The organism is Pseudomonas sp. H3(2019), from assembly GCF_007713465.1.
Taxonomy (GTDB): domain Bacteria; phylum Pseudomonadota; class Gammaproteobacteria; order Pseudomonadales; family Pseudomonadaceae; genus Aquipseudomonas.
Genome location: NZ_VMSG01000006.1, coordinates 182,271 through 199,819 on the forward strand (window position 1 = coordinate 182,271; position 17,549 = coordinate 199,819).

The window sequence follows — 17,549 nt, forward strand, 5'->3', positions numbered from 1 at the left end:
TCCTCAGAAGCCTGTCGGGGTGCGGGTGTGCCAGTCAGTGTTGAGCTGATACTGGTGGGCGACGTTCAACAGACGGCCTTCCTGGAAATACGGGGCGAGCAGTTGCACGCCGACCGGCAGACCATCGACGAAACCGGCTGGCATCGACAGGCCCGGCAGGCCCGCGAGGTTGGCGGTGATGGTGTAGACGTCTTCCAGGTACGCAGCGACCGGGTCGCTGTTCTTGGCGCCAAGTTTCCAGGCCGGGTTCGGCGTGGTTGGGCCGAGGATGATGTCGACTTCATTAAAGGCTGCCATGAAATCGTTTTTCACCAGGCGACGGATTTTTTGCGCCTTCAGGTAGTAGGCATCGTAGTAACCGGCCGACAGCGCGTAGGCGCCGACCATGATCCGGCGCTGCACTTCCGGGCCGAAACCTTCGCCGCGCGAACGCTTGTACAGGTCGGTCAGGTCTTTCGGGTTTTCGCAGCGATAGCCGAAACGCACGCCGTCGAAACGCGACAGGTTGGACGAGGCTTCCGCCGGGGCGATCACGTAGTACGCAGGAATCGCGTGCTGCATGTTCGGCAGGCTGATTTCCTTGACTACCGCGCCGAGCTTTTCCAGCTCCTTGACGCTGTTGTGGATCAATTCGGCGATGCGTGGGTCGAGACCTGCGCCGAAGTACTCCTTTGGTACGCCGATGCGCAGGCCTTGCAGCGAACCGTTGAGGCTGGCGCTGTAATCCGGTACGGGTTCGTCGATGCAGGTGGAGTCTTTCGGATCGAAACCGGCCATGCCTTGCAGCAGGATCGCGCAGTCTTCAGCGGTGCGCGCCAACGGGCCGCCCTGATCGAGGCTGGAGGCATAAGCGATCATGCCCCAGCGCGAAACACGACCGTACGTCGGTTTCAGGCCTGTGAGGTTGGTAAAAGCTGCCGGCTGTCGGATAGAGCCGCCAGTGTCGGTGGCTGTCGCTGCAGGTAACAGACGAGCGGCAACGGCTGCCGCCGAACCGCCGGACGAGCCGCCGGGTACGTGCTCCAGATTCCACGGGTTTTTCACCGCGCCGTAGTAGCTCGATTCGTTGGCCGAGCCCATGGCGAATTCGTCCATGTTGGTCTTGCCCAGGGTCACGGCCCCGGCAGCGGCCAGCTTGGCGACTACGGTGGCGTCATACGGCGCCTTGAAGTTGTCGAGCATCTTCGAGCCGCAACTGGTGCGGATGCCCAAGGTGCAGAACAGGTCTTTGTGAGCGATCGGCGCACCGAGCAGGGCGCCGCTCTCACCATTGGCCCGGCGTGCGTCAGCGGCTTTCGCCTGCTGGAGCGCCAGGTCTTCGGTGAGGCTGATGAAACTGTTGAGCTGAGGGTCGAGCTGGGCGATACGCGCCAGCAGCACTTTGGTCAGCTCTTCGGAAGAAAACTTTTTGTCGGCGAGTCCGCGGGCGATCTCGGCCAGAGTCAATTGATGCATTGCAGGCTCTTTCCCTTTAGTCGATGACTTTCGGAACCAGATACAGGCCGTTTTCGACCGCTGGTGCGATGGACTGATAGGCCTCGCGGTGATTAGACTCGGTCACGACGTCTGCACGCAGGCGCTGGCTGGCTTCCAGCGGGTGGGCCAGAGGCTCGATACCGTCGGTATTGACAGCCTGCATTTCGTCGACCAGCCCGAGAATGCTGTTCAGGGCCGAAGTGATGTGTGGAAGATCGGCATCATTAAGGCCAAGGCTGGCCAGATGAGCGATTTTTTCCACGTCGGAGCGTTCAAGCGCCATGGGATTCTCCAGTGGAAAACAGAACGGACGCTGTCCGTGTGTTAGATTGTCGGAACACTACCGCATTTCTACGGTCATAAGGCCGCGATTGTGGGGTTTGGTGCACAGAAAAGCGGTCAATTTAACATATTGGCGCCTTGCCCAAAATCCCTGTCGTTGTTAGAGTTTGCCGCACTTTTTTACCCACGCGTTGCCTAGGGTCCCTTTCCCATGTTCAAGAAACTGCGTGGCATGTTTTCCAGCGATCTTTCCATTGACCTGGGCACTGCCAACACCCTTATTTACGTGCGCGAGCGCGGTATCGTCCTGAATGAACCATCGGTTGTGGCCATTCGGACCCACGGTAATCAGAAAAGTGTCGTTGCTGTCGGCACCGAGGCCAAGCGCATGCTCGGCCGTACACCGGGCAACATTGCTGCCATTCGTCCGATGAAGGACGGCGTTATTGCCGACTTCAGCGTCTGCGAAAAGATGCTGCAGTACTTTATCAACAAGGTTCACGAAAACAGCTTTTTGCAGCCTAGCCCTCGTGTGCTGATCTGCGTTCCATGCAAATCCACTCAGGTCGAGCGTCGTGCCATCCGTGAATCGGCGCTGGGTGCCGGTGCCCGTGAAGTGTTCCTGATCGAAGAGCCGATGGCTGCTGCGATCGGTGCCGGCCTGCCGGTTGAAGAAGCGCGCGGTTCGATGGTCGTCGATATCGGTGGCGGTACCACTGAAATCGCACTGATCTCCCTGAACGGTGTGGTTTACGCCGAATCCGTACGGGTTGGCGGCGACCGCTTCGACGAAGCGATCATCACTTACGTGCGTCGCAACTACGGCAGCCTGATCGGCGAATCCACCGCCGAGCGCATCAAACAGGAAATCGGTACTGCCTACCCGGGCGGTGAAGTTCGCGAAGTCGACGTTCGCGGCCGTAACCTGGCTGAAGGCGTTCCACGTGCATTCACCCTGAACTCCAATGAAGTGCTGGAAGCTCTGCAAGAGTCCCTGGCAACCATCGTTCAGGCCGTGAAAAGCGCACTGGAGCAATCGCCGCCGGAACTGGCGTCGGATATCGCCGAGCGTGGCCTGGTACTGACCGGTGGTGGCGCCTTGCTGCGTGACCTCGACAAGTTGCTGGCCCAGGAAACCGGTCTGCCGGTGATCGTCGCCGAAGACCCGCTGACCTGCGTTGCTCGCGGCGGTGGCCGTGCATTGGAAATGATGGATAAACACACCATGGACCTGCTCTCCAGCGAATAATTTCGCCGGAGGCTTCTATGCTGTTCCGCGCGCAGGCAGCACTTTGCAGTGCTGCCTGTTGGCGTTTATCTTCTGTCAGTCTGCATCCAGGCCGGTTTGATGGCGTATGAATAAAGAGAACATTTGCCTGGGAGGAGCGGCTTATTAAACCGCTTTTCGCCAAAGGCCCCTCAATGGGCGTGCGCTTTCTGGTGCTGGCCGTGCTATCGGTCGCGCTGATGGTGGTCGATGCCCGCTTTGAAGTGCTCAAGCCTGCGCGCAGTCAGATGTCGCTGGTCTTGATGGACGCCTATTGGATCACCGACCTGCCGGAGCGGTTGTGGCAGGGTGTGAGCAGTCAATTTGGCAGCCGCACCGAACTGGTCGCCGAAAACGAAAAACTCAAGACTGAAAACCTGCTGCTGCAGGGGCGCATGCAAAAGCTTGCGGCCTTGACCGAGCAGAACGTTCGGCTGCGCGAGTTGCTCAACTCGTCGGCCCTGGTCAACGAGAAGGTCGAAGTGGCCGAGTTGATCGGCGTCGATCCCAACCCCTTCACCCATCGCATCATCATCAACAAAGGTGAGCGCGACGGCGTGGTGCTCGGCCAACCGGTGCTCGATGCCCGTGGGCTGATGGGGCAGGTGGTCGAGTTGATGCCTTACACCTCGCGGGTGTTGCTGCTGACTGACACCACCCACAGCATTCCCGTGCAAGTGAACCGTAACGGTTTGCGGGCGATTGCCAGCGGCACCGGTAACCCGGAACGTCTGGAATTGCGTCACGTGGCGGACACGGCTGACATTAAAGAAGGCGACCTGCTGGTCAGCTCCGGTCTCGGCCAGCGCTTCCCGGCCGGTTACCCGGTGGCGACTGTCAAGGAAGTGATCCACGATTCCGGCCAGCCGTTCGCCATCGTGCGTGCGGTGCCGACCGCAGCGCTTAACCGCAGTCGATACATGTTGCTGGTGTTCAGCGATAGCCGCACCCCGGAAGAGCGCGCCAACGAAGCCGCTCAGGCCCAGGACGCAGATCAGCATCCTGGCGGTGCGGCATTTGTGCCAGCCACCGTGCCAAAACCTGCCGCCGCAGTTGCCCCGGCGCCAGCCGCCACGGCAGTTGCGCCTGCAACGGCAACACCCGCGGCGGCCAAGCCTGCGAGCAAACCTTCGACCCCGGCCAAGCCTGCTGCGCATTCCGCAGCGGTCAAACCGGCAGCGGTCGCCAAGCCGGCGGCCAAACCGCCTGCCGCAGCGCCTGAAGCCGCCACTCAGGGTAGAGAATAATGGCCAGTACCCGTTCTCGTAATGGCTGGATGATCTGGCTGACGTTTGTCATCGGCTTGTTGCTCAGTATCGTACCGTTCCCGCACGTCGAGATTTTGCGTCCGATGTTCCTCGCGCTACCGTTGGCGTATTGGGCATTGGAAGTGCCGCAGAAAGTCGGGATGCTCACGGCCTGGTGCCTGGGCATGGCGCAAGACGTGCTGTTTGGTACTTTGCTGGGACACAATGCGCTGATTCTGACCCTGATCACCTTTTTGATCATGACGCTGCGACCGCGTTTGCGGATATTTCCGATGTGGCAGCAAAGCCTGGTGATCCTGGTGATCCTGGGGCTCGCGCAACTGCTGCAACTGTGGCTTAGCGCGTTGACCGGTAACCGACAGACGCTGGCGGTGCTTTTACCTGCACTGATCAGCGCCTTGCTCTGGCCTTGGGTCAGCTTCGGATTGCGTGGGTTGAGCCGCCGCTACAAAATCAATTAATTTATTCGGTCAGGCTTAGGGTCTGTTGACGCTTGGTGACGACCGCGACGGCGACCCATTTGGCGCAGGGCAAGGCGCGAGGAACGCAGTTTGGTTGTTCCAAATCAGTTCCGAGCAACGCAGCCCTGCGCCAAATGGGTCCCGTCCCTTCGGGTTGCGCGCCAACGTGCGCGAGGCTGCGTTGCGGGATTTGCCAAGGGAACAACCATTAGCGGCATCCCGCGCCTTGCCTCGCACACGTTGGCACAGCAACGCGGCTCGTCACCAAGCGTCAACAGACCCTACCCGCACCTCGACAGGGAGATGTCTTGATGAATCCGCTATACCTCGCCTCAGGCTCGCCGCGTCGGCGTGAACTGCTCACGCAGATCGGCGTGCCGTTCACCGCCATCAGCGCGGACATCGATGAAACCCCTTTGACTAACGAGTCCCCTGCGGCCTATGTCGAGCGTCTGGCGCGCGACAAGGCCGAGGCCGGTCGTGCACTGCTGGCGCTCAACCAGCCGGGTGCGCCGATTTGTGTGTTGGGTGCCGATACGGCCGTGGTGCTCGATGGGCAGATTCTTGGCAAACCGCTCGACGAGGCCGAAGGGCTGAGCATGTTGATGAACCTGTCGGGGCGTGAACATGAAGTGCTGACCGCTATCGCCGTGCTTGATGGCCAATATTGCGAATCACGCGTGGTGCGCAGTCTGGTGCGTTTTCGTTTCATCAGTCATAAAGAGGCAGCGGCCTACTGGGCCAGCGGCGAGCCACAGGACAAGGCTGGCGGCTATGGCATTCAGGGCCTTGGCGCGGTGTTTGTCGCGGCACTCAATGGCAGTTATTCCGCCGTGGTTGGTCTGCCGCTGTGCGAAACCGCGGAACTGCTCGGCCATTTCGGCATACCCTGTTGGCAAAACCTTGTCGCGCGCCAAGCGCCGTACTGATTTGATGCGGCCATAATCGTGAATATGCCTGAACGAGACCTTGCCATGAGTGAAGAGATTCTGATCAACATCACGCCGATGGAATCGCGCGTGGCGGTGGTCGAAAACGGTGTCCTGCAAGAGGTTCATGTCGAGCGCACCCAGCGTCGCGGAATTGTCGGCAACATTTATAAAGGCAAGGTCGTTCGCGTTCTGCCAGGTATGCAGGCGGCATTCGTTGATATCGGTCTGGACCGGGCAGCCTTTATCCACGCCTCGGAAATCTCCCTGCGTGAAGGCCCGGCGGTGGAAAGCATCAGCGCCCTGGTGCATGAAGGCCAGAGTCTGGTGGTGCAGGTCACCAAGGATCCGATCGGCTCCAAGGGCGCGCGCCTGACGACCCAACTGTCTATTCCCTCGCGCTATCTGGTGTATATGCCGCGCACGGCTCACGTCGGTATTTCGCTGAAAATAGAGGATGAAACCGAGCGCGAACGCCTCAAGCAGGTGGTCACCGATTGCGTCGCGAAGGAGGGGATCAAGGAGGCCGGTGGTTTTATTCTGCGCACCGCGGCTGAAGGCGCCGGTGCCGATGAGATCCTGATGGACATTCGTTACCTGCGCCGCCTCTGGGATCAGATTGGCACGCAGATCAAGACCGTCAGCGCGCCGAACGTCATCTACGAAGACCTCGGCCTGGCCCTGCGCACCTTGCGCGATCTGGTCAGCCCGAAGATCGAGAAAATTCGTATCGACTCGCGGGAAACCTTCCAGAAAACCACGCAGTTCGTTGCCGAGCTGATGCCGGAAATCGCCGACCGCCTGGAGCACTATCCGGGCGAGCGGCCGATTTTCGATCTGTATGGCGTCGAGGATGAAATTCAAAAGGCCCTTGAGCGCAAAGTGCCGCTCAAGTCCGGCGGCTATCTGGTGGTCGACCCGGCAGAAGCCATGAGCACCATCGATGTGAACACCGGCGCTTTCGTCGGGCACCGCAATCTTGAAGAAACCATCTTCAAAACCAATCTGGAAGCGGCCACTGCGATTGCTCGGCAACTGCGCCTGCGCAATCTGGGCGGGATTATCATCATCGACTTCATCGACATGGAAGATGAGGAGCATCAGCGCCAGGTGCTGCGTACGCTTGAGAAACAGCTGGAGCGCGATCACGCCAAGACCAACATCATCGGGATTACCGAGTTGGGCCTGGTGCAGATGACGCGCAAGCGCACGCGCGAAAGCCTCGAGCAAGTGCTCTGCGAACCGTGCAGCAGTTGCCAGGGCCGTGGCAAGCTCAAGACCCCGGAAACCGTGTGTTATGAAATCTTCCGGGAGATCCTGCGTGAAGCTCGCGCCTATCAGGCTGAAGGCTATCGTGTACTGGCTAACCAGAAAGTGGTTGACCGGTTGCTTGACGAAGAGTCGGGTAATGTCGCGGAACTTGAAGGTTTTATCGGGCGAACCATTCGTTTTCAGGTAGAAACCATGTACTCCCAGGAACAATACGACGTGGTGCTGCTCTGATCCGCTGTGTTTCATTACTGACGGCCGGCCTCAGCTTGCTGCACGATTTCGCCATGGGAGCCAACTGACATGGATCGTCTGATCCGCATTTTGACCACATTGACCCGCTGGGGGCTGGGGCTTTGTGCGTTATTGCTGGTGCTGGCGGCGCTTTACGGCAGCCTCGGTCGTGAGTTCATTCCGCTGGTGGCCGAGTATCGCGCGGATGTTGAAGCCAAGGCTCGTGAAGCGCTGGGCATGCCGTTGCACATCGGCAGCCTGGAAGGTCGCTGGAGTGGCATGGCGCCAATTTTGCTGGCGCATGACGTGGTGGTCGGTGACGGTGCCAATGCCTTGCACCTGGATCAGGTGCGGGTGGTACCGAATGTCTGGGCCAGCTTGCTGGCGCGTGCGGTGCGGATCGGACACCTGGAACTCCACGGTCTGAAGATCAGCCTCAAGCAGGGCCCGCAGGGGCAATGGGCGCTCGAAGGCTTGCCGGTGCAGGAGAATCAGCCGCTGGACCCCGAGCAACTGCTCAACCGCATGCAGATGGTGGAGCAATTGTCGGTGCTCGACAGCCAGATCACCTTGCTGCCGATCGACCACGTGCCGCTGACCCTGACCTACGTCGGCCTGAACCTTAAAACCGGTATCAGCCAGCAGCGCCTCGATGCCCGGTTGACCTTGCCTGACGGCCAGCCGCTGGCCATGAGTCTGAGCAGCCGGACTCAAGCCAGTCAGTGGAAAGAGGCTGAAATCGATGCCTACCTGAGCTTGCCGCAAAGTGATTGGTCTAAATGGTTGCCCGAGAGTCTGACCGGGAAATGGAATTTTTCCGAGATCAAGGCCGGTGGCGAGCTTTGGGTTAACTGGAGCAAGGGGGCCCTGCAGCGTGCTGCGATTCGTCTCAATGCACCGCAACTCAACGGTGCCTACGCCGAACGCAAGCCGATCCAGATCAACAATCTGGCGCTCAATGGGTATTTCCAGCGCAATACCGAAGGTTTTCAGGTGTCGTTCGATTCCCTGGCCATGACCCTGGAGGACATCCGCTGGGAAACCCGTCTGCAACTTCAGCAGACCGCGACCACTAAAACGACCTCCGAGCTCTGGCACCTGCAAGCCGATCGCGTCGACCTCACCCCGATCACTCCGTTACTGAATGCACTGGGGCCACTGCCCAAGGACTTTGCCACGGTGGTCGAACGGCTGAAGGTCACCGGAGCGTTGCGCAACGTGTTGATCGATGTCCGGCCCGAGGCGACCGATGACAGCAAATTCAGCTTTGCCGCCAATCTGGAACGTGTCGGGTTTGATGCTTATCACGGTGCTCCGGCGGCGCGTAATGTTTCCGGGAGCATCAGCGGTGACCTCGGCAAGGGTGAGCTGCGCATGGACAGCAAGGATTTTTCCCTGCACCTGGACCCGATCTTTGCCAAGCCATGGCAGTACATTCAGGCGAATGCCCGGCTGACCTGGAAACTCGATCAACAAGGTTTCACCCTGATTGCGCCGTACCTGAAGGTGCTGGGCGAGGAGGGCAAGATCGCTGGCGACTTCCTGATTCGCCTGCATTTCGATCACACCCAGGAAGACTACATGGATCTGCGGGTCGGTCTGCTGGAAGGTGATGGACGCTACACCGCCAAGTACCTGCCCAAGGTCTTGAGCCCGGCGCTGGATGAATGGCTGCGCACGGCGATCCTCAAAGGCGCGGTGGATGAAGGTTTCTTCCAGTACCAGGGTTCGCTGAACCACGATGCTGTCGCCGCGGCGCGCAGCATCAGCCTGTTTTTCAAAGTGCATGACGCCGAACTGGCCTTCCAGCCGGGTTGGCCGCATGTCGGCAAGGTCAGCGGCGATGTGTTCATCGAGGACAGTGGGGTGCGCATTCTGGCCAGCAAGGGGCAGTTGCTCGACACTCAGGTTCACGATATTTACGTCAACATCCCCCATGCGCCTGCCGGACAGAACCCGCACCTGTTCCTCGATGGCACTTTCGACGGTGGTCTGGGCGATGGCCTGAAGATTCTTCAGGACGCACCGATCGGTACCGGTACGACCTTCGCCGGTTGGCAGGGCGAGGGTGAACTGCAGGGCAGTCTGAAACTGGATATCCCCTTGGCCAAGGGCGAAGAGCCGAAGATTCTGGTCGACTTCAAAACCGCCAAGTCGCGTCTGAAACTGAGCGATCCTGTGCTTGAACTGACGCAGCTCAAAGGTGATTTCCGCTTTGACAGTGTCAAGGGGCTCAGTGGCCAGAACATTACGGCACAGGCCTTTGAACGACCGATCAGTGCACAGATTTATGCCGAAGGCAGCCCCGGAAAATTCAACACCCGGGTCACTGCCAGCGGCCAGGTGGCGGTGAAAAAGCTCACCGATTGGCTGAACGTCACTCAACCGCTGCCAGTTTCCGGAACTATCCCTTATCAGCTGCAGCTCAACCTCGGCGGCGCCGACAGCCAGTTGAGGGTCAGTTCAAGCCTCAAGGGCGTAGCCGTCGATTTGCCGGCACCGTTCGGCATGTCCGCCGCGCAAGGTCGCGACACGGTGTTCCGCATGACCCTGCAAGGGCCGGAACGGCGTTACTGGCTCGACTATGGTGATCTGGCGGACTTCACTTACGCGGCGCCCAGCGGCAATTTTGCCGATGGCCGTGGCGAGTTGTTCCTGGGTAACGGCAACGCACTGTTGCCGGGCGATAAAGGCCTGCGTATACGGGGCGTGCTGTCGGAGCTGGATGTCGAACCGTGGAAAGCCCTGATTGATCGGTACGCCGGGCAGGATCCGGGCGGTAACGCCAAGCAATTGCTCAGTGGTGCAGACTTCAAGGTCGACAAGCTCACGGGATTTGGTACCACGCTGGATCAGGCCCGCCTGCAGCTGGATCGCAAGCCGGCCGCCTGGGCATTGCAACTCGATAGCCAGCAGGCCAAAGGCACTGTAGGGATTCCCGATGCCAAGTCCGCACCGGTTGCGATCAACCTGCAATACGTGCGGTTGCCGGCGCCTGATCCGAAGGTGCAGGCCGACGAGAATGCACCGGACCCGCTGGCGTCGGTCGACCCAACGAAAATTCCTGCACTGGATATCAAGATTGACGAGCTGTATCAGGGCACTGACCTGGTTGGCGCCTGGTCGCTGAAGGTCCGGCCGATCGTCAAGGGTATTGCCTTCAACAGCATGAATCTGGGCCTCAAGGGCATGCAGTTGCAGGGCACGGGTGGCTGGGAAGGTGTGCCCGGATCCACCAGCAGTTGGTACAAGGGACGCATTGAGGGCAAGAACCTCGGTGATGTGCTCAAGGGCTGGGGGTTCGCGCCGACAGTGACCAGCGAAGAGTTTCATATGGACATCGATGGCCGTTGGCCTGGCTCGCCGGCCTGGGTCGGACCCAAGCGTTACTCCGGTAGTCTGGATGCGATGCTACGCAAAGGTCAGTTCGTCGAAGTCGAAGGTGGTGCGCAGGCGTTGCGGGTGTTTGGCCTGCTCAACTTCAACTCGATCGGCCGTCGCTTGCGCCTGGACTTCTCCGACCTGTTCGGCAAAGGCCTGAGTTACGACCGGGTCAAGGGCCTGCTGGTGGCCAGCAACGGTGTTTACGTCACTCGTGAGCCGATCATCATGACTGGCCCGTCGAGCAACCTGGAACTCAACGGTACGCTGGACCTGGTGGGTGACAGGGTCGATGCGAATCTGTTGGTGACCTTGCCGTTGACCAACAACCTGCCGATTGCCGCGCTGATCGTTGGTGCGCCAGCGGTAGGCGGTGCGCTGTTTCTGATCGACAAACTGATCGGTGATCGCGTGGCGCGCTTTGCCAGCGTCAAATACACCATTAAAGGTCCGTGGAAAGAGCCGAAAATCTCTTACGACAAACCTTTTTGACATCTTTTTTGAAAAGCCACGGTTCGTCCTATGGAGTAGCATGGCCGCATACCTGATACGGAGTGCGCCATGTCTCTTGCGGTGATTCAAATGGTCAGCCAGAGCGATGTGCCGACCAACCTGATCCAGGCTCGGCACCTGCTCGAGCAAGCGGCGGCGGGCGGTGCGCGACTGGCGGTATTGCCGGAAAACTTTGCGGCCATGGGCCGTCGCGACATCGCCGACATCGGTCGCGCCGAAGCCATGGGCGAAGGCCCGATCCTGCCCTGGTTGAAACAGACCGCTCGTGACCTCAAGTTATGGATAGTGGCCGGCACCTTGCCGTTACCGCCGGTGGATCAACCGCAGGCGAAGTCCAATGCCTGCTCGTTACTGATCGATGAGCACGGTGAAGCGGTGGCGCGCTATGACAAGCTGCATTTGTTCGATGTCGATGTGGCGGACAATCGCGGACGCTACCGTGAATCCGATGACTATGCTCATGGCAGTAAGGTGGTGGTGGCCGATACGCCGGTCGGTCGGGTTGGCCTGACGGTTTGCTATGACTTGCGCTTTCCGGAGCTGTACAGCGAATTGCGCGCCGCCGGGGCAGAACTGATTACTGCACCGTCAGCGTTTACGGCGGTGACAGGCGCGGCCCATTGGGAAGTGTTGATTCGCGCACGCGCCATCGAAACCCAGTGTTACGTGTTGGCGGCCGCCCAGGGTGGCACTCATCCGGGGCCGCGTGAAACCTTTGGCCATGCGGCGATTGTTGACCCGTGGGGGCGCGTGCTGGCGGAACAGGATCAAGGCGAGGCCGTGCTGCTGGCCGAACGCGATAGCAGTGAACAGGCGTCCATCCGGGCGCGGATGCCGGTGTCCAGTCACCGGCGCTTTTTCTCGCAGGGCGCGCAGCGACCTGCCTCAGAACGTGGAATTAAGGCGTAAAACCTATGAGCGAGTTGTTGTCCTCAGTCAGTGAACATCTGCTTGCGCCGGGCGGCGTGACGATCGAGAACCTGCAAAGCGTGTTGGGTGACTTGGCCGGCCCGGGCATCGATGCGGCCGACCTGTATTTCCAGGGACAGATCTCCGAGTCCTGGGCGCTTGAAGACGGTATCGTCAAGGAAGGCAGCTTCAACCTTGATCAGGGTGTCGGCGTGCGTGCGCAATCGGGTGAAAAAACCGGTTTTGCCTACAGCAATGCGATCACTCTGGAGGCCTTGGGTCTGGCGGCCCGTGCCGCTCGTTCGATCTCTCGTGCCGGGCAAAACGGTACGGTGCAGGCGTTCAGTACCCAGGACGTTGCCCGATTGTACGGGCCCGACAACCCGTTGGAAGTGATGACTCGCGCCGAGAAAGTCGAGCTGCTCAAGCGTATCGACGTGGCCACTCGCGCGCTCGATCCGCGTATCCAGCAAGTCACCGTGAGCATGGCTGGCGTTTGGGAGCGGATTCTGGTGGCCTCCACCGACGGTGGTCTGGCGGCGGATGTACGACCGCTGGTGCGCTTCAATGTCAGCGTGATCGTCGAGCAGAACGGTCGCCGCGAACGCGGTGGTCATGGCGGCGGCGGGCGTACCGATTACCGCTATTTCCTCGCTGAAGACCGTGCCATGAGCTACGCCCGTGAGGCATTGCGCCAGGCGCTGGTCAATCTGGAAGCCATTCCGGCACCGGCCGGCACCTTGCCGGTGGTTCTGGGTTCGGGTTGGTCCGGCGTATTGCTGCACGAAGCAGTTGGCCACGGCCTGGAAGGCGATTTCAATCGCAAAGGCAGTTCGGCCTACAGCGGCCGCATGGGTGAAATGGTTGCCTCCAAACTCTGCACCATCGTTGATGACGGCACACTGGCCGGTCGCCGTGGATCGCTGAGTATCGACGACGAAGGCACCCCGACCGAGTGCACCACGCTGATCGAAAACGGCGTGCTCAAGGGCTACATGCAGGACAAACTCAATGCTCGCCTGATGGGATTGGCGCGCACTGGTAACGGTCGTCGCGAGTCTTATGCGCACCTGCCGATGCCGCGCATGACCAACACGTACATGCTGGGTGGCGAAAGCGATCCGGCAGAAATCATTGCTTCGGTAAAGAAGGGTATCTACTGCGCCAACCTGGGCGGTGGTCAGGTCGACATCACCAGCGGCAAGTTCGTGTTCTCCACCAGCGAGGCGTACCTGATCGAGGACGGCAAGATTACTGCACCGGTCAAAGGCGCAACGTTGATCGGTAACGGTCCGGAAGCCATGAGCCGGGTGTCGATGGTTGGTAACGATCTGGCGCTGGACAGTGGGGTAGGGACGTGCGGCAAGGATGGTCAGTCGGTGCCGGTGGGTGTCGGCCAGCCAACCTTGAAAATCGACGCGATTACCGTGGGTGGCACGGGCGCGTAAGGGATGGAGCCTGGGGTGCGCGGCATGGCCGAACACCCCGGACGAGGACTAACGCAGACCGCGTTGAGTCTCGTCCAGCTCACGGATGTACTTGAAGATTTTTCGGCTGGAAGCAGGAGGCTTGCTTTGGGCGAGCTCGTGCTGGGCCTGACGGATCATGGAACGCAGTTGCTGGCGATCCGCTTCCGGGTAGTCGACGACGAACTTTTCCAGTACGGCATCGTCACCGGCAATCAAGCGATCCCGCCAGCGTTCCAGACCGTGGAAACGTTCGTTGTACTGGCGAGTGGAGGCATCGAGTTGGTCAAGCAGCACCAAAATGGCGCTGGTGTCCTGATCGCGCATCAGCTTGCCGATGAACTGCAGGTGCCGTTTACGCGCGATGTTCGCGGTGTGCTTGGGCGCATCGGCCAGGGCCCGGCGCAAGGCGTCGGTCAACGGCAGTTTTGCCAGCAAGTCAGGCTTGAGTGTTGTAAGGCGCTCGCCAAGGTCAACCAGAGCATGCAGCTCGCGTTTGACCTGGGATTTGCTTTTTTCTCCCCCGTCGAGGGAGTCGTCGTAAGAATCAACCATGGTGGCAGTCCGCAAAGAAACGCCGCCATGATAACCAGTCGGGGGCCGCTTGTCCGGCCCGGTCGCTCGATGACCTTAACCGAAAGCAGAATTTGAGTGGAGAACAGCATGAGTGCAGTTGAAAGCGTCGGCCCACAAGCGTTGCCGGCACTGCAAGAGCAAGTCGAGCAGATCATCGCCGAAGCCAGGCGTCAGGGTGCCAGCGCCTGCGAAGTGGCTGTGTCTCTGGAGCAAGGCCTGTCGACCACGGTGCGTCAGCGGGAAGTTGAAACCGTTGAGTTCAACCGTGATCAGGGTTTTGGCATTACCTTGTATGTTGGCCAGCGCAAAGGCTCGGCCAGCACCTCGGCCAGTGGCCCCGAGGCTATTCGCGAAACCGTCGCCGCTGCCTTGGCCATCGCCAGGCACACCTCTGAAGACGAGCACTCGGGCCTGGCCGACGCCGCGCTGATGGCCAAGGACTTGCCGGACTTCGACCTGTTCCATGAATGGGATATCACCCCTGAGCAAGCGATCGAGCGGGCGCTGGCCTGTGAAGCGGCGGCATTCGCCACCGACAGCCGGATCAAGAACGCCGATGGCACCACCTTGAGCACTCACCAGGGCTGCCGCGTCTATGGCAACAGCCATGGCTTTATCGGTGGTTATGCGTCGACGCGTCACAGCCTGAGCTGCGTGATGATCGCCGAAGCCGACGGCCAGATGCAGCGCGACTATTGGTATGACGTCAATCGTCAGGGCAACTTGCTGGCCGATCCGACAAGCATCGGTCAACGTGCGGCGCAACGTGCAGCCAGCCGCTTGGGCGCGCGTCCGGTACCGACCTGCGAAGTGCCGGTGCTGTTTTCCGCGGAACTGGCGGGTGGTTTGTTCGGCAGTTTCCTCGGCGCAATTTCGGGCGGCAATCTGTACCGCAAGTCGTCGTTCCTCGAAGGTGCACTGGGCCAGAAACTGTTCCCTGAATGGCTGACTATCGATGAGCGTCCACACCTGATGCGCGCCTTGGGCAGTTCGGCATTCGATGGCGATGGTCTGGCGACGTACGCCAAACCGTTCGTCGAGAAGGGTGAATTGGTGTCTTATGTGCTCGGTACGTATTCCGGACGCAAACTTGGCATGCCAAGCACTGCCAACGCCGGTGGCGTGCACAATCTGTTCGTTACCCACGGTGATGAAGATCAGGCGGCGTTGCTACGGCGCATGGGGCGTGGCTTGCTGGTGACCGAATTGATGGGCCAGGGCTTGAACATGGTCACCGGTGACTACTCTCGCGGCGCTGCGGGTTTTTGGGTCGAGAACGGTGAAATCCAGTTTGCGGTCCAGGAAGTGACTATCGCCGGCAACATGCGCGATATGTTCAAGCAGATTATTGCGGTGGGTAATGACCTGGAACTGCGCAGCAACATTCGCACAGGCTCGGTGTTGATCGAGCGGATGACCGTAGCGGGTAGTTAAGCGTTAGGCGCTGTATGGAGATCGTTTCCACGCTCTGCGTGGGAACGCCGCCCCGGACGCTCTGCGTCCGCTGTTGTCAAAAGCGCGTCACCCATTGGGTGGCGCGCTTTTTTAATGGCTGTGATTCTTTACTCGCCTTCGTCGAAGAAGTTGTTGATCAGCGCCACCAATGCATCCATCGCTTCCTGCTCCTGCTCACCTTCAGTGCTCAGGTGGATCTTGGTGCCTTTGCCAGCCGCGAGCATCATCATGGCCATGATGCTTTTGCCGTCGACCATGGATTGCGGGGTGCGTCCGGCTCTGATCTGGCAGGGAAACTGACCCGCGACGCCAACGAATTTGGCTGAAGCACGGGCATGTAGACCCAGTTTGTTGATGATTTCAATTTCCAGAGCAGGCATCGCGGTGTGAATCCTTTAGCTAAGGTCGCGGTGGCGAACCTGGACGTTCTTCAGGGATTGTTGCAGAGCCTGACCCAGGCGTTCGGTCAGGTAGACGGAGCGGTGATGCCCGCCGGTGCAGCCAATGGCGATGGTGACGTAAGCGCGGTTGCTGGCGGCAAAGCGCGGCAGCCATTTGAGCAGGTAAGTGGAGATATCCTGGAACATCTCTTCGACATCCGGTTGAGCTGCCAGATACTCGGCAACCGGCTGGTCCAGCCCGGACTGAGCGCGCAGTTCCGGCTTCCAGTATGGGTTCGGCAAGCAACGTACGTCGAACACCAGATCGGCATCCACCGGCATGCCTCGCTTGAAGCCGAAGGATTCCACCAGAAACGCAGTGCCCGGCTCTGGCTGGTTCAAGAGGCGCAACTTGATGGTATCGCGCAACTGATACAGGTTCAGATTGGTGGTGTTGACCTTGAGGTCCGCCAGGTCGGCAATCGGCCCCAGCAGATTGGTTTCGTCATCGATGGCTTCGGCCAGCGAGCGGTTGGCGCTGCTCAGCGGGTGGCGGCGACGGGTTTCCGAGAAACGCTTGAGCAAGGTTTCTTCGTCGGCGTCCAGATACAGCACATCGCATTGAATGTGCCGGCTGCGCACTTCTTCCAGGAGTTCCGGGAAGCGTGACAGGTGGCTCGGCAGGTTGCGCGCATCGATGGAAACCGCAACCAGCGGTTGCGCCAGTTCGGTGTGAATCAGTGCGCGCTCGGCCAGTTCCGGTAACAGGCCGGCCGGCAGGTTGTCGATGCAGTAGTAACCGTTGTCCTCCAGTACATCGAGGGCGGTACTTTTACCCGAGCCAGAACGGCCGCTGACGATGATCAAGCGCATGATTAGTGACCGTTCTGCTCGTCGAGGACAACCTGATACAAGGCTTCATTACTTTTTGCGCTGCGCAGGCGATCACGGACTTCTTTACGATCGAGCATGCTGGCGATCTGGCGCAGCAGTTCCAGGTGCGCATCGGTAGCGGCTTGCGGGACCAGCAGAACGAATAGCAGGTCGACCGGAGCACCGTCGATGGCGTCGAAATCTATAGGAGCGTCCAGGTGCATCAAGGCACTGATGGGCGACTCGCAACCTTTGAGGCGGCAGTGGGGGATGGCGATGCCGTTGCCAAAACCGGTGGAGCCGAGTTTTTCACGGGCGACCAGACTCTCAAAGACATCCTGCATGGCCAGACCCGGCACTTCGCGGGCGATCAGGTTGGCAATTTGTTCGAGGGCTTTCTTTTTACTGCCGCCCGGCACGTTCACCAAAGAACGGCCGGGGGTCAGGATGTTTTCAAGTCGGATCATGGGTTGGGAGTGTTAACGACCGGTCGCGCCCTGGAGGAGGCTCTGGGTCTTTTCCTTATGCTTTTTGAGTTGTTTATCCAGCTTGTCGGTCAGGGCGTCGATCGCGGCATACATGTCGTTATGCTCAGCGTTGGCGACCACTTCTCCACCGGGGATATGCAGCGTGGCTTCGATTTTCTGCAGCAGCTTCTCGACGGTCAACGTGACCTGCACATTGGTGATCTTGTCGAAATGCCTTTCTAATCGGTCGAGCTTTTCGCCGATGTAGATGCGCAGGGGTTCGGTCACTTCCAGTTGGTGTCCACTGATGTTGACTTGCATACAGCTTCTCCTTCGTTGCCAG

At 59.7% G+C, this 17,549-nt stretch carries 16 protein-coding genes; 9 read left to right on the forward strand and 7 right to left on the reverse strand.

Features of this window, described 5'->3' with window-relative positions; genetic code table 11:
* Nucleotides 1-3 precede the first annotated feature (3 nt).
* Both gatA and gatC read right to left on the reverse strand, forming a co-directional pair.
* Nucleotides 4-1,455 carry an Asp-tRNA(Asn)/Glu-tRNA(Gln) amidotransferase subunit GatA gene (gatA, locus tag FPT12_RS08815; protein WP_145015789.1) on the reverse strand — a complete coding sequence of 484 codons (1,452 nt, stop codon included), beginning with the start codon at nucleotides 1,453-1,455 and terminating at the stop codon, nucleotides 4-6.
* 16 nt (nucleotides 1,456-1,471) lie between these two features.
* The gene (gatC, locus tag FPT12_RS08820; RefSeq protein ID WP_019691880.1) at nucleotides 1,472-1,759 is read right to left on the reverse strand and encodes an Asp-tRNA(Asn)/Glu-tRNA(Gln) amidotransferase subunit GatC; all 288 of its coding nucleotides are present in this window, start codon (nucleotides 1,757-1,759) and stop codon (nucleotides 1,472-1,474) included.
* A gap of 210 nt (nucleotides 1,760-1,969) precedes the next feature.
* Here gatC and mreB point away from each other — a divergent pair, with 210 nt between their 5' ends.
* The 8 genes from mreB (at nucleotide 1,970) to tldD (ending at nucleotide 13,437) form a co-directional block, all read left to right on the forward strand.
* Nucleotides 1,970-3,007 carry a rod shape-determining protein MreB gene (gene mreB, locus FPT12_RS08825; RefSeq protein ID WP_002555108.1) on the forward strand — a complete coding sequence of 346 codons (1,038 nt, stop codon included), beginning with the start codon at nucleotides 1,970-1,972 and terminating at the stop codon, nucleotides 3,005-3,007.
* A 143-nt stretch (nucleotides 3,008-3,150) separates the two neighbouring features.
* Nucleotides 3,151-4,272 (forward strand): rod shape-determining protein MreC, encoded by a 1,122-nt coding sequence (gene mreC / locus FPT12_RS08830; RefSeq protein ID WP_256676668.1) that lies wholly within the window; start codon nucleotides 3,151-3,153, stop codon nucleotides 4,270-4,272.
* A complete protein-coding gene (gene mreD / locus FPT12_RS08835; RefSeq protein ID WP_145015793.1) occupies nucleotides 4,272-4,754 on the forward strand; it encodes a rod shape-determining protein MreD in 483 nt (160 codons plus the stop codon). Before mreC ends, mreD begins: the two co-directional genes overlap by 1 nt.
* A 311-nt stretch (nucleotides 4,755-5,065) precedes the next feature.
* Entirely contained in the window at nucleotides 5,066-5,683 is a 618-nt protein-coding gene (locus tag FPT12_RS08845; protein WP_145015797.1) for a nucleoside triphosphate pyrophosphatase, read from the forward strand.
* Between the two features lie 45 nt (nucleotides 5,684-5,728).
* Nucleotides 5,729-7,186, forward strand: coding sequence for a ribonuclease G (rng, locus tag FPT12_RS08850; RefSeq protein ID WP_054594003.1), 1,458 nt, complete (start codon nucleotides 5,729-5,731; stop codon nucleotides 7,184-7,186).
* A gap of 69 nt (nucleotides 7,187-7,255) precedes the next feature.
* Nucleotides 7,256-11,059, forward strand: coding sequence for a YhdP family protein (locus FPT12_RS08855; protein ID WP_145015799.1), 3,804 nt, complete (start codon nucleotides 7,256-7,258; stop codon nucleotides 11,057-11,059).
* 69 nt (nucleotides 11,060-11,128) lie between these two features.
* Complete coding sequence (locus FPT12_RS08860) at nucleotides 11,129-11,989, forward strand: carbon-nitrogen hydrolase family protein (RefSeq protein WP_145015801.1); 861 nt, start codon at nucleotides 11,129-11,131, stop codon at nucleotides 11,987-11,989.
* A 5-nt stretch (nucleotides 11,990-11,994) separates the two neighbouring features.
* A complete protein-coding gene (gene tldD / locus FPT12_RS08865) occupies nucleotides 11,995-13,437 on the forward strand; it encodes a metalloprotease TldD (RefSeq protein WP_019691887.1) in 1,443 nt (480 codons plus the stop codon).
* Nucleotides 13,438-13,485: 48 nt separating this feature from the next.
* Here the strand turns inward: tldD and yjgA are convergent, their stop codons facing one another.
* On the reverse strand, nucleotides 13,486-14,010 hold the full coding sequence (gene yjgA / locus FPT12_RS08870) for a ribosome biogenesis factor YjgA (protein ID WP_019691888.1): 525 nt from the start codon (nucleotides 14,008-14,010) through the stop codon (nucleotides 13,486-13,488).
* A gap of 108 nt (nucleotides 14,011-14,118) precedes the next feature.
* Here yjgA and pmbA point away from each other — a divergent pair, with 108 nt between their 5' ends.
* Entirely contained in the window at nucleotides 14,119-15,465 is a 1,347-nt protein-coding gene (pmbA, locus tag FPT12_RS08875; protein ID WP_145015803.1) for a metalloprotease PmbA, read from the forward strand.
* A 128-nt stretch (nucleotides 15,466-15,593) separates the two neighbouring features.
* Here the strand turns inward: pmbA and FPT12_RS08880 are convergent, their stop codons facing one another.
* From FPT12_RS08880 to hpf, 4 genes are read right to left on the reverse strand one after another with little or no spacing between them, the layout of a single operon-like run.
* Entirely contained in the window at nucleotides 15,594-15,866 is a 273-nt protein-coding gene (locus tag FPT12_RS08880) for an HPr family phosphocarrier protein (RefSeq protein WP_019691890.1), read from the reverse strand.
* A gap of 15 nt (nucleotides 15,867-15,881) precedes the next feature.
* Nucleotides 15,882-16,739 carry an RNase adapter RapZ gene (gene rapZ, locus FPT12_RS08885; protein ID WP_145015804.1) on the reverse strand — a complete coding sequence of 286 codons (858 nt, stop codon included), beginning with the start codon at nucleotides 16,737-16,739 and terminating at the stop codon, nucleotides 15,882-15,884.
* A 2-nt stretch (nucleotides 16,740-16,741) separates the two neighbouring features.
* Nucleotides 16,742-17,206, reverse strand: a complete 465-nt coding sequence (gene ptsN / locus FPT12_RS08890) for a PTS IIA-like nitrogen regulatory protein PtsN (protein WP_054593995.1) — start codon at nucleotides 17,204-17,206, stop codon at nucleotides 16,742-16,744.
* Between the two features lie 12 nt (nucleotides 17,207-17,218).
* Nucleotides 17,219-17,527: a ribosome hibernation-promoting factor, HPF/YfiA family gene (gene hpf / locus FPT12_RS08895; RefSeq protein WP_054593994.1), complete on the reverse strand. Its 309-nt coding sequence runs from the start codon at nucleotides 17,525-17,527 to the stop codon at nucleotides 17,219-17,221.
* Nucleotides 17,528-17,549: the final 22 nt, after the last annotated feature.

Bases quoted from the DNA above. Each gene is read 5' to 3' on its own strand.
- gatA (WP_145015789.1), bottom strand. From the start codon at position 1,455: ATGCATCAATTGACTCTGGCCGAGATCGCCCGCGGACTCGCCGACAAA.
- gatC (WP_019691880.1), bottom strand. From the start codon at position 1,759: ATGGCGCTTGAACGCTCCGACGTGGAAAAAATCGCTCATCTGGCCAGC.
- mreB (WP_002555108.1), top strand. From the start codon at position 1,970: ATGTTCAAGAAACTGCGTGGCATGTTTTCCAGCGATCTTTCCATTGAC.
- mreD (WP_145015793.1), top strand. From the start codon at position 4,272: ATGGCCAGTACCCGTTCTCGTAATGGCTGGATGATCTGGCTGACGTTT.
- FPT12_RS08845 (WP_145015797.1), top strand. From the start codon at position 5,066: ATGAATCCGCTATACCTCGCCTCAGGCTCGCCGCGTCGGCGTGAACTG.
- rng (WP_054594003.1), top strand. From the start codon at position 5,729: ATGAGTGAAGAGATTCTGATCAACATCACGCCGATGGAATCGCGCGTG.
- FPT12_RS08855 (WP_145015799.1), top strand. From the start codon at position 7,256: ATGGATCGTCTGATCCGCATTTTGACCACATTGACCCGCTGGGGGCTG.
- FPT12_RS08860 (WP_145015801.1), top strand. From the start codon at position 11,129: ATGTCTCTTGCGGTGATTCAAATGGTCAGCCAGAGCGATGTGCCGACC.
- tldD (WP_019691887.1), top strand. From the start codon at position 11,995: ATGAGCGAGTTGTTGTCCTCAGTCAGTGAACATCTGCTTGCGCCGGGC.
- yjgA (WP_019691888.1), bottom strand. From the start codon at position 14,010: ATGGTTGATTCTTACGACGACTCCCTCGACGGGGGAGAAAAAAGCAAA.
- pmbA (WP_145015803.1), top strand. From the start codon at position 14,119: ATGAGTGCAGTTGAAAGCGTCGGCCCACAAGCGTTGCCGGCACTGCAA.
- FPT12_RS08880 (WP_019691890.1), bottom strand. From the start codon at position 15,866: ATGCCTGCTCTGGAAATTGAAATCATCAACAAACTGGGTCTACATGCC.
- rapZ (WP_145015804.1), bottom strand. From the start codon at position 16,739: ATGCGCTTGATCATCGTCAGCGGCCGTTCTGGCTCGGGTAAAAGTACC.
- ptsN (WP_054593995.1), bottom strand. From the start codon at position 17,206: ATGATCCGACTTGAAAACATCCTGACCCCCGGCCGTTCTTTGGTGAAC.
- hpf (WP_054593994.1), bottom strand. From the start codon at position 17,527: ATGCAAGTCAACATCAGTGGACACCAACTGGAAGTGACCGAACCCCTG.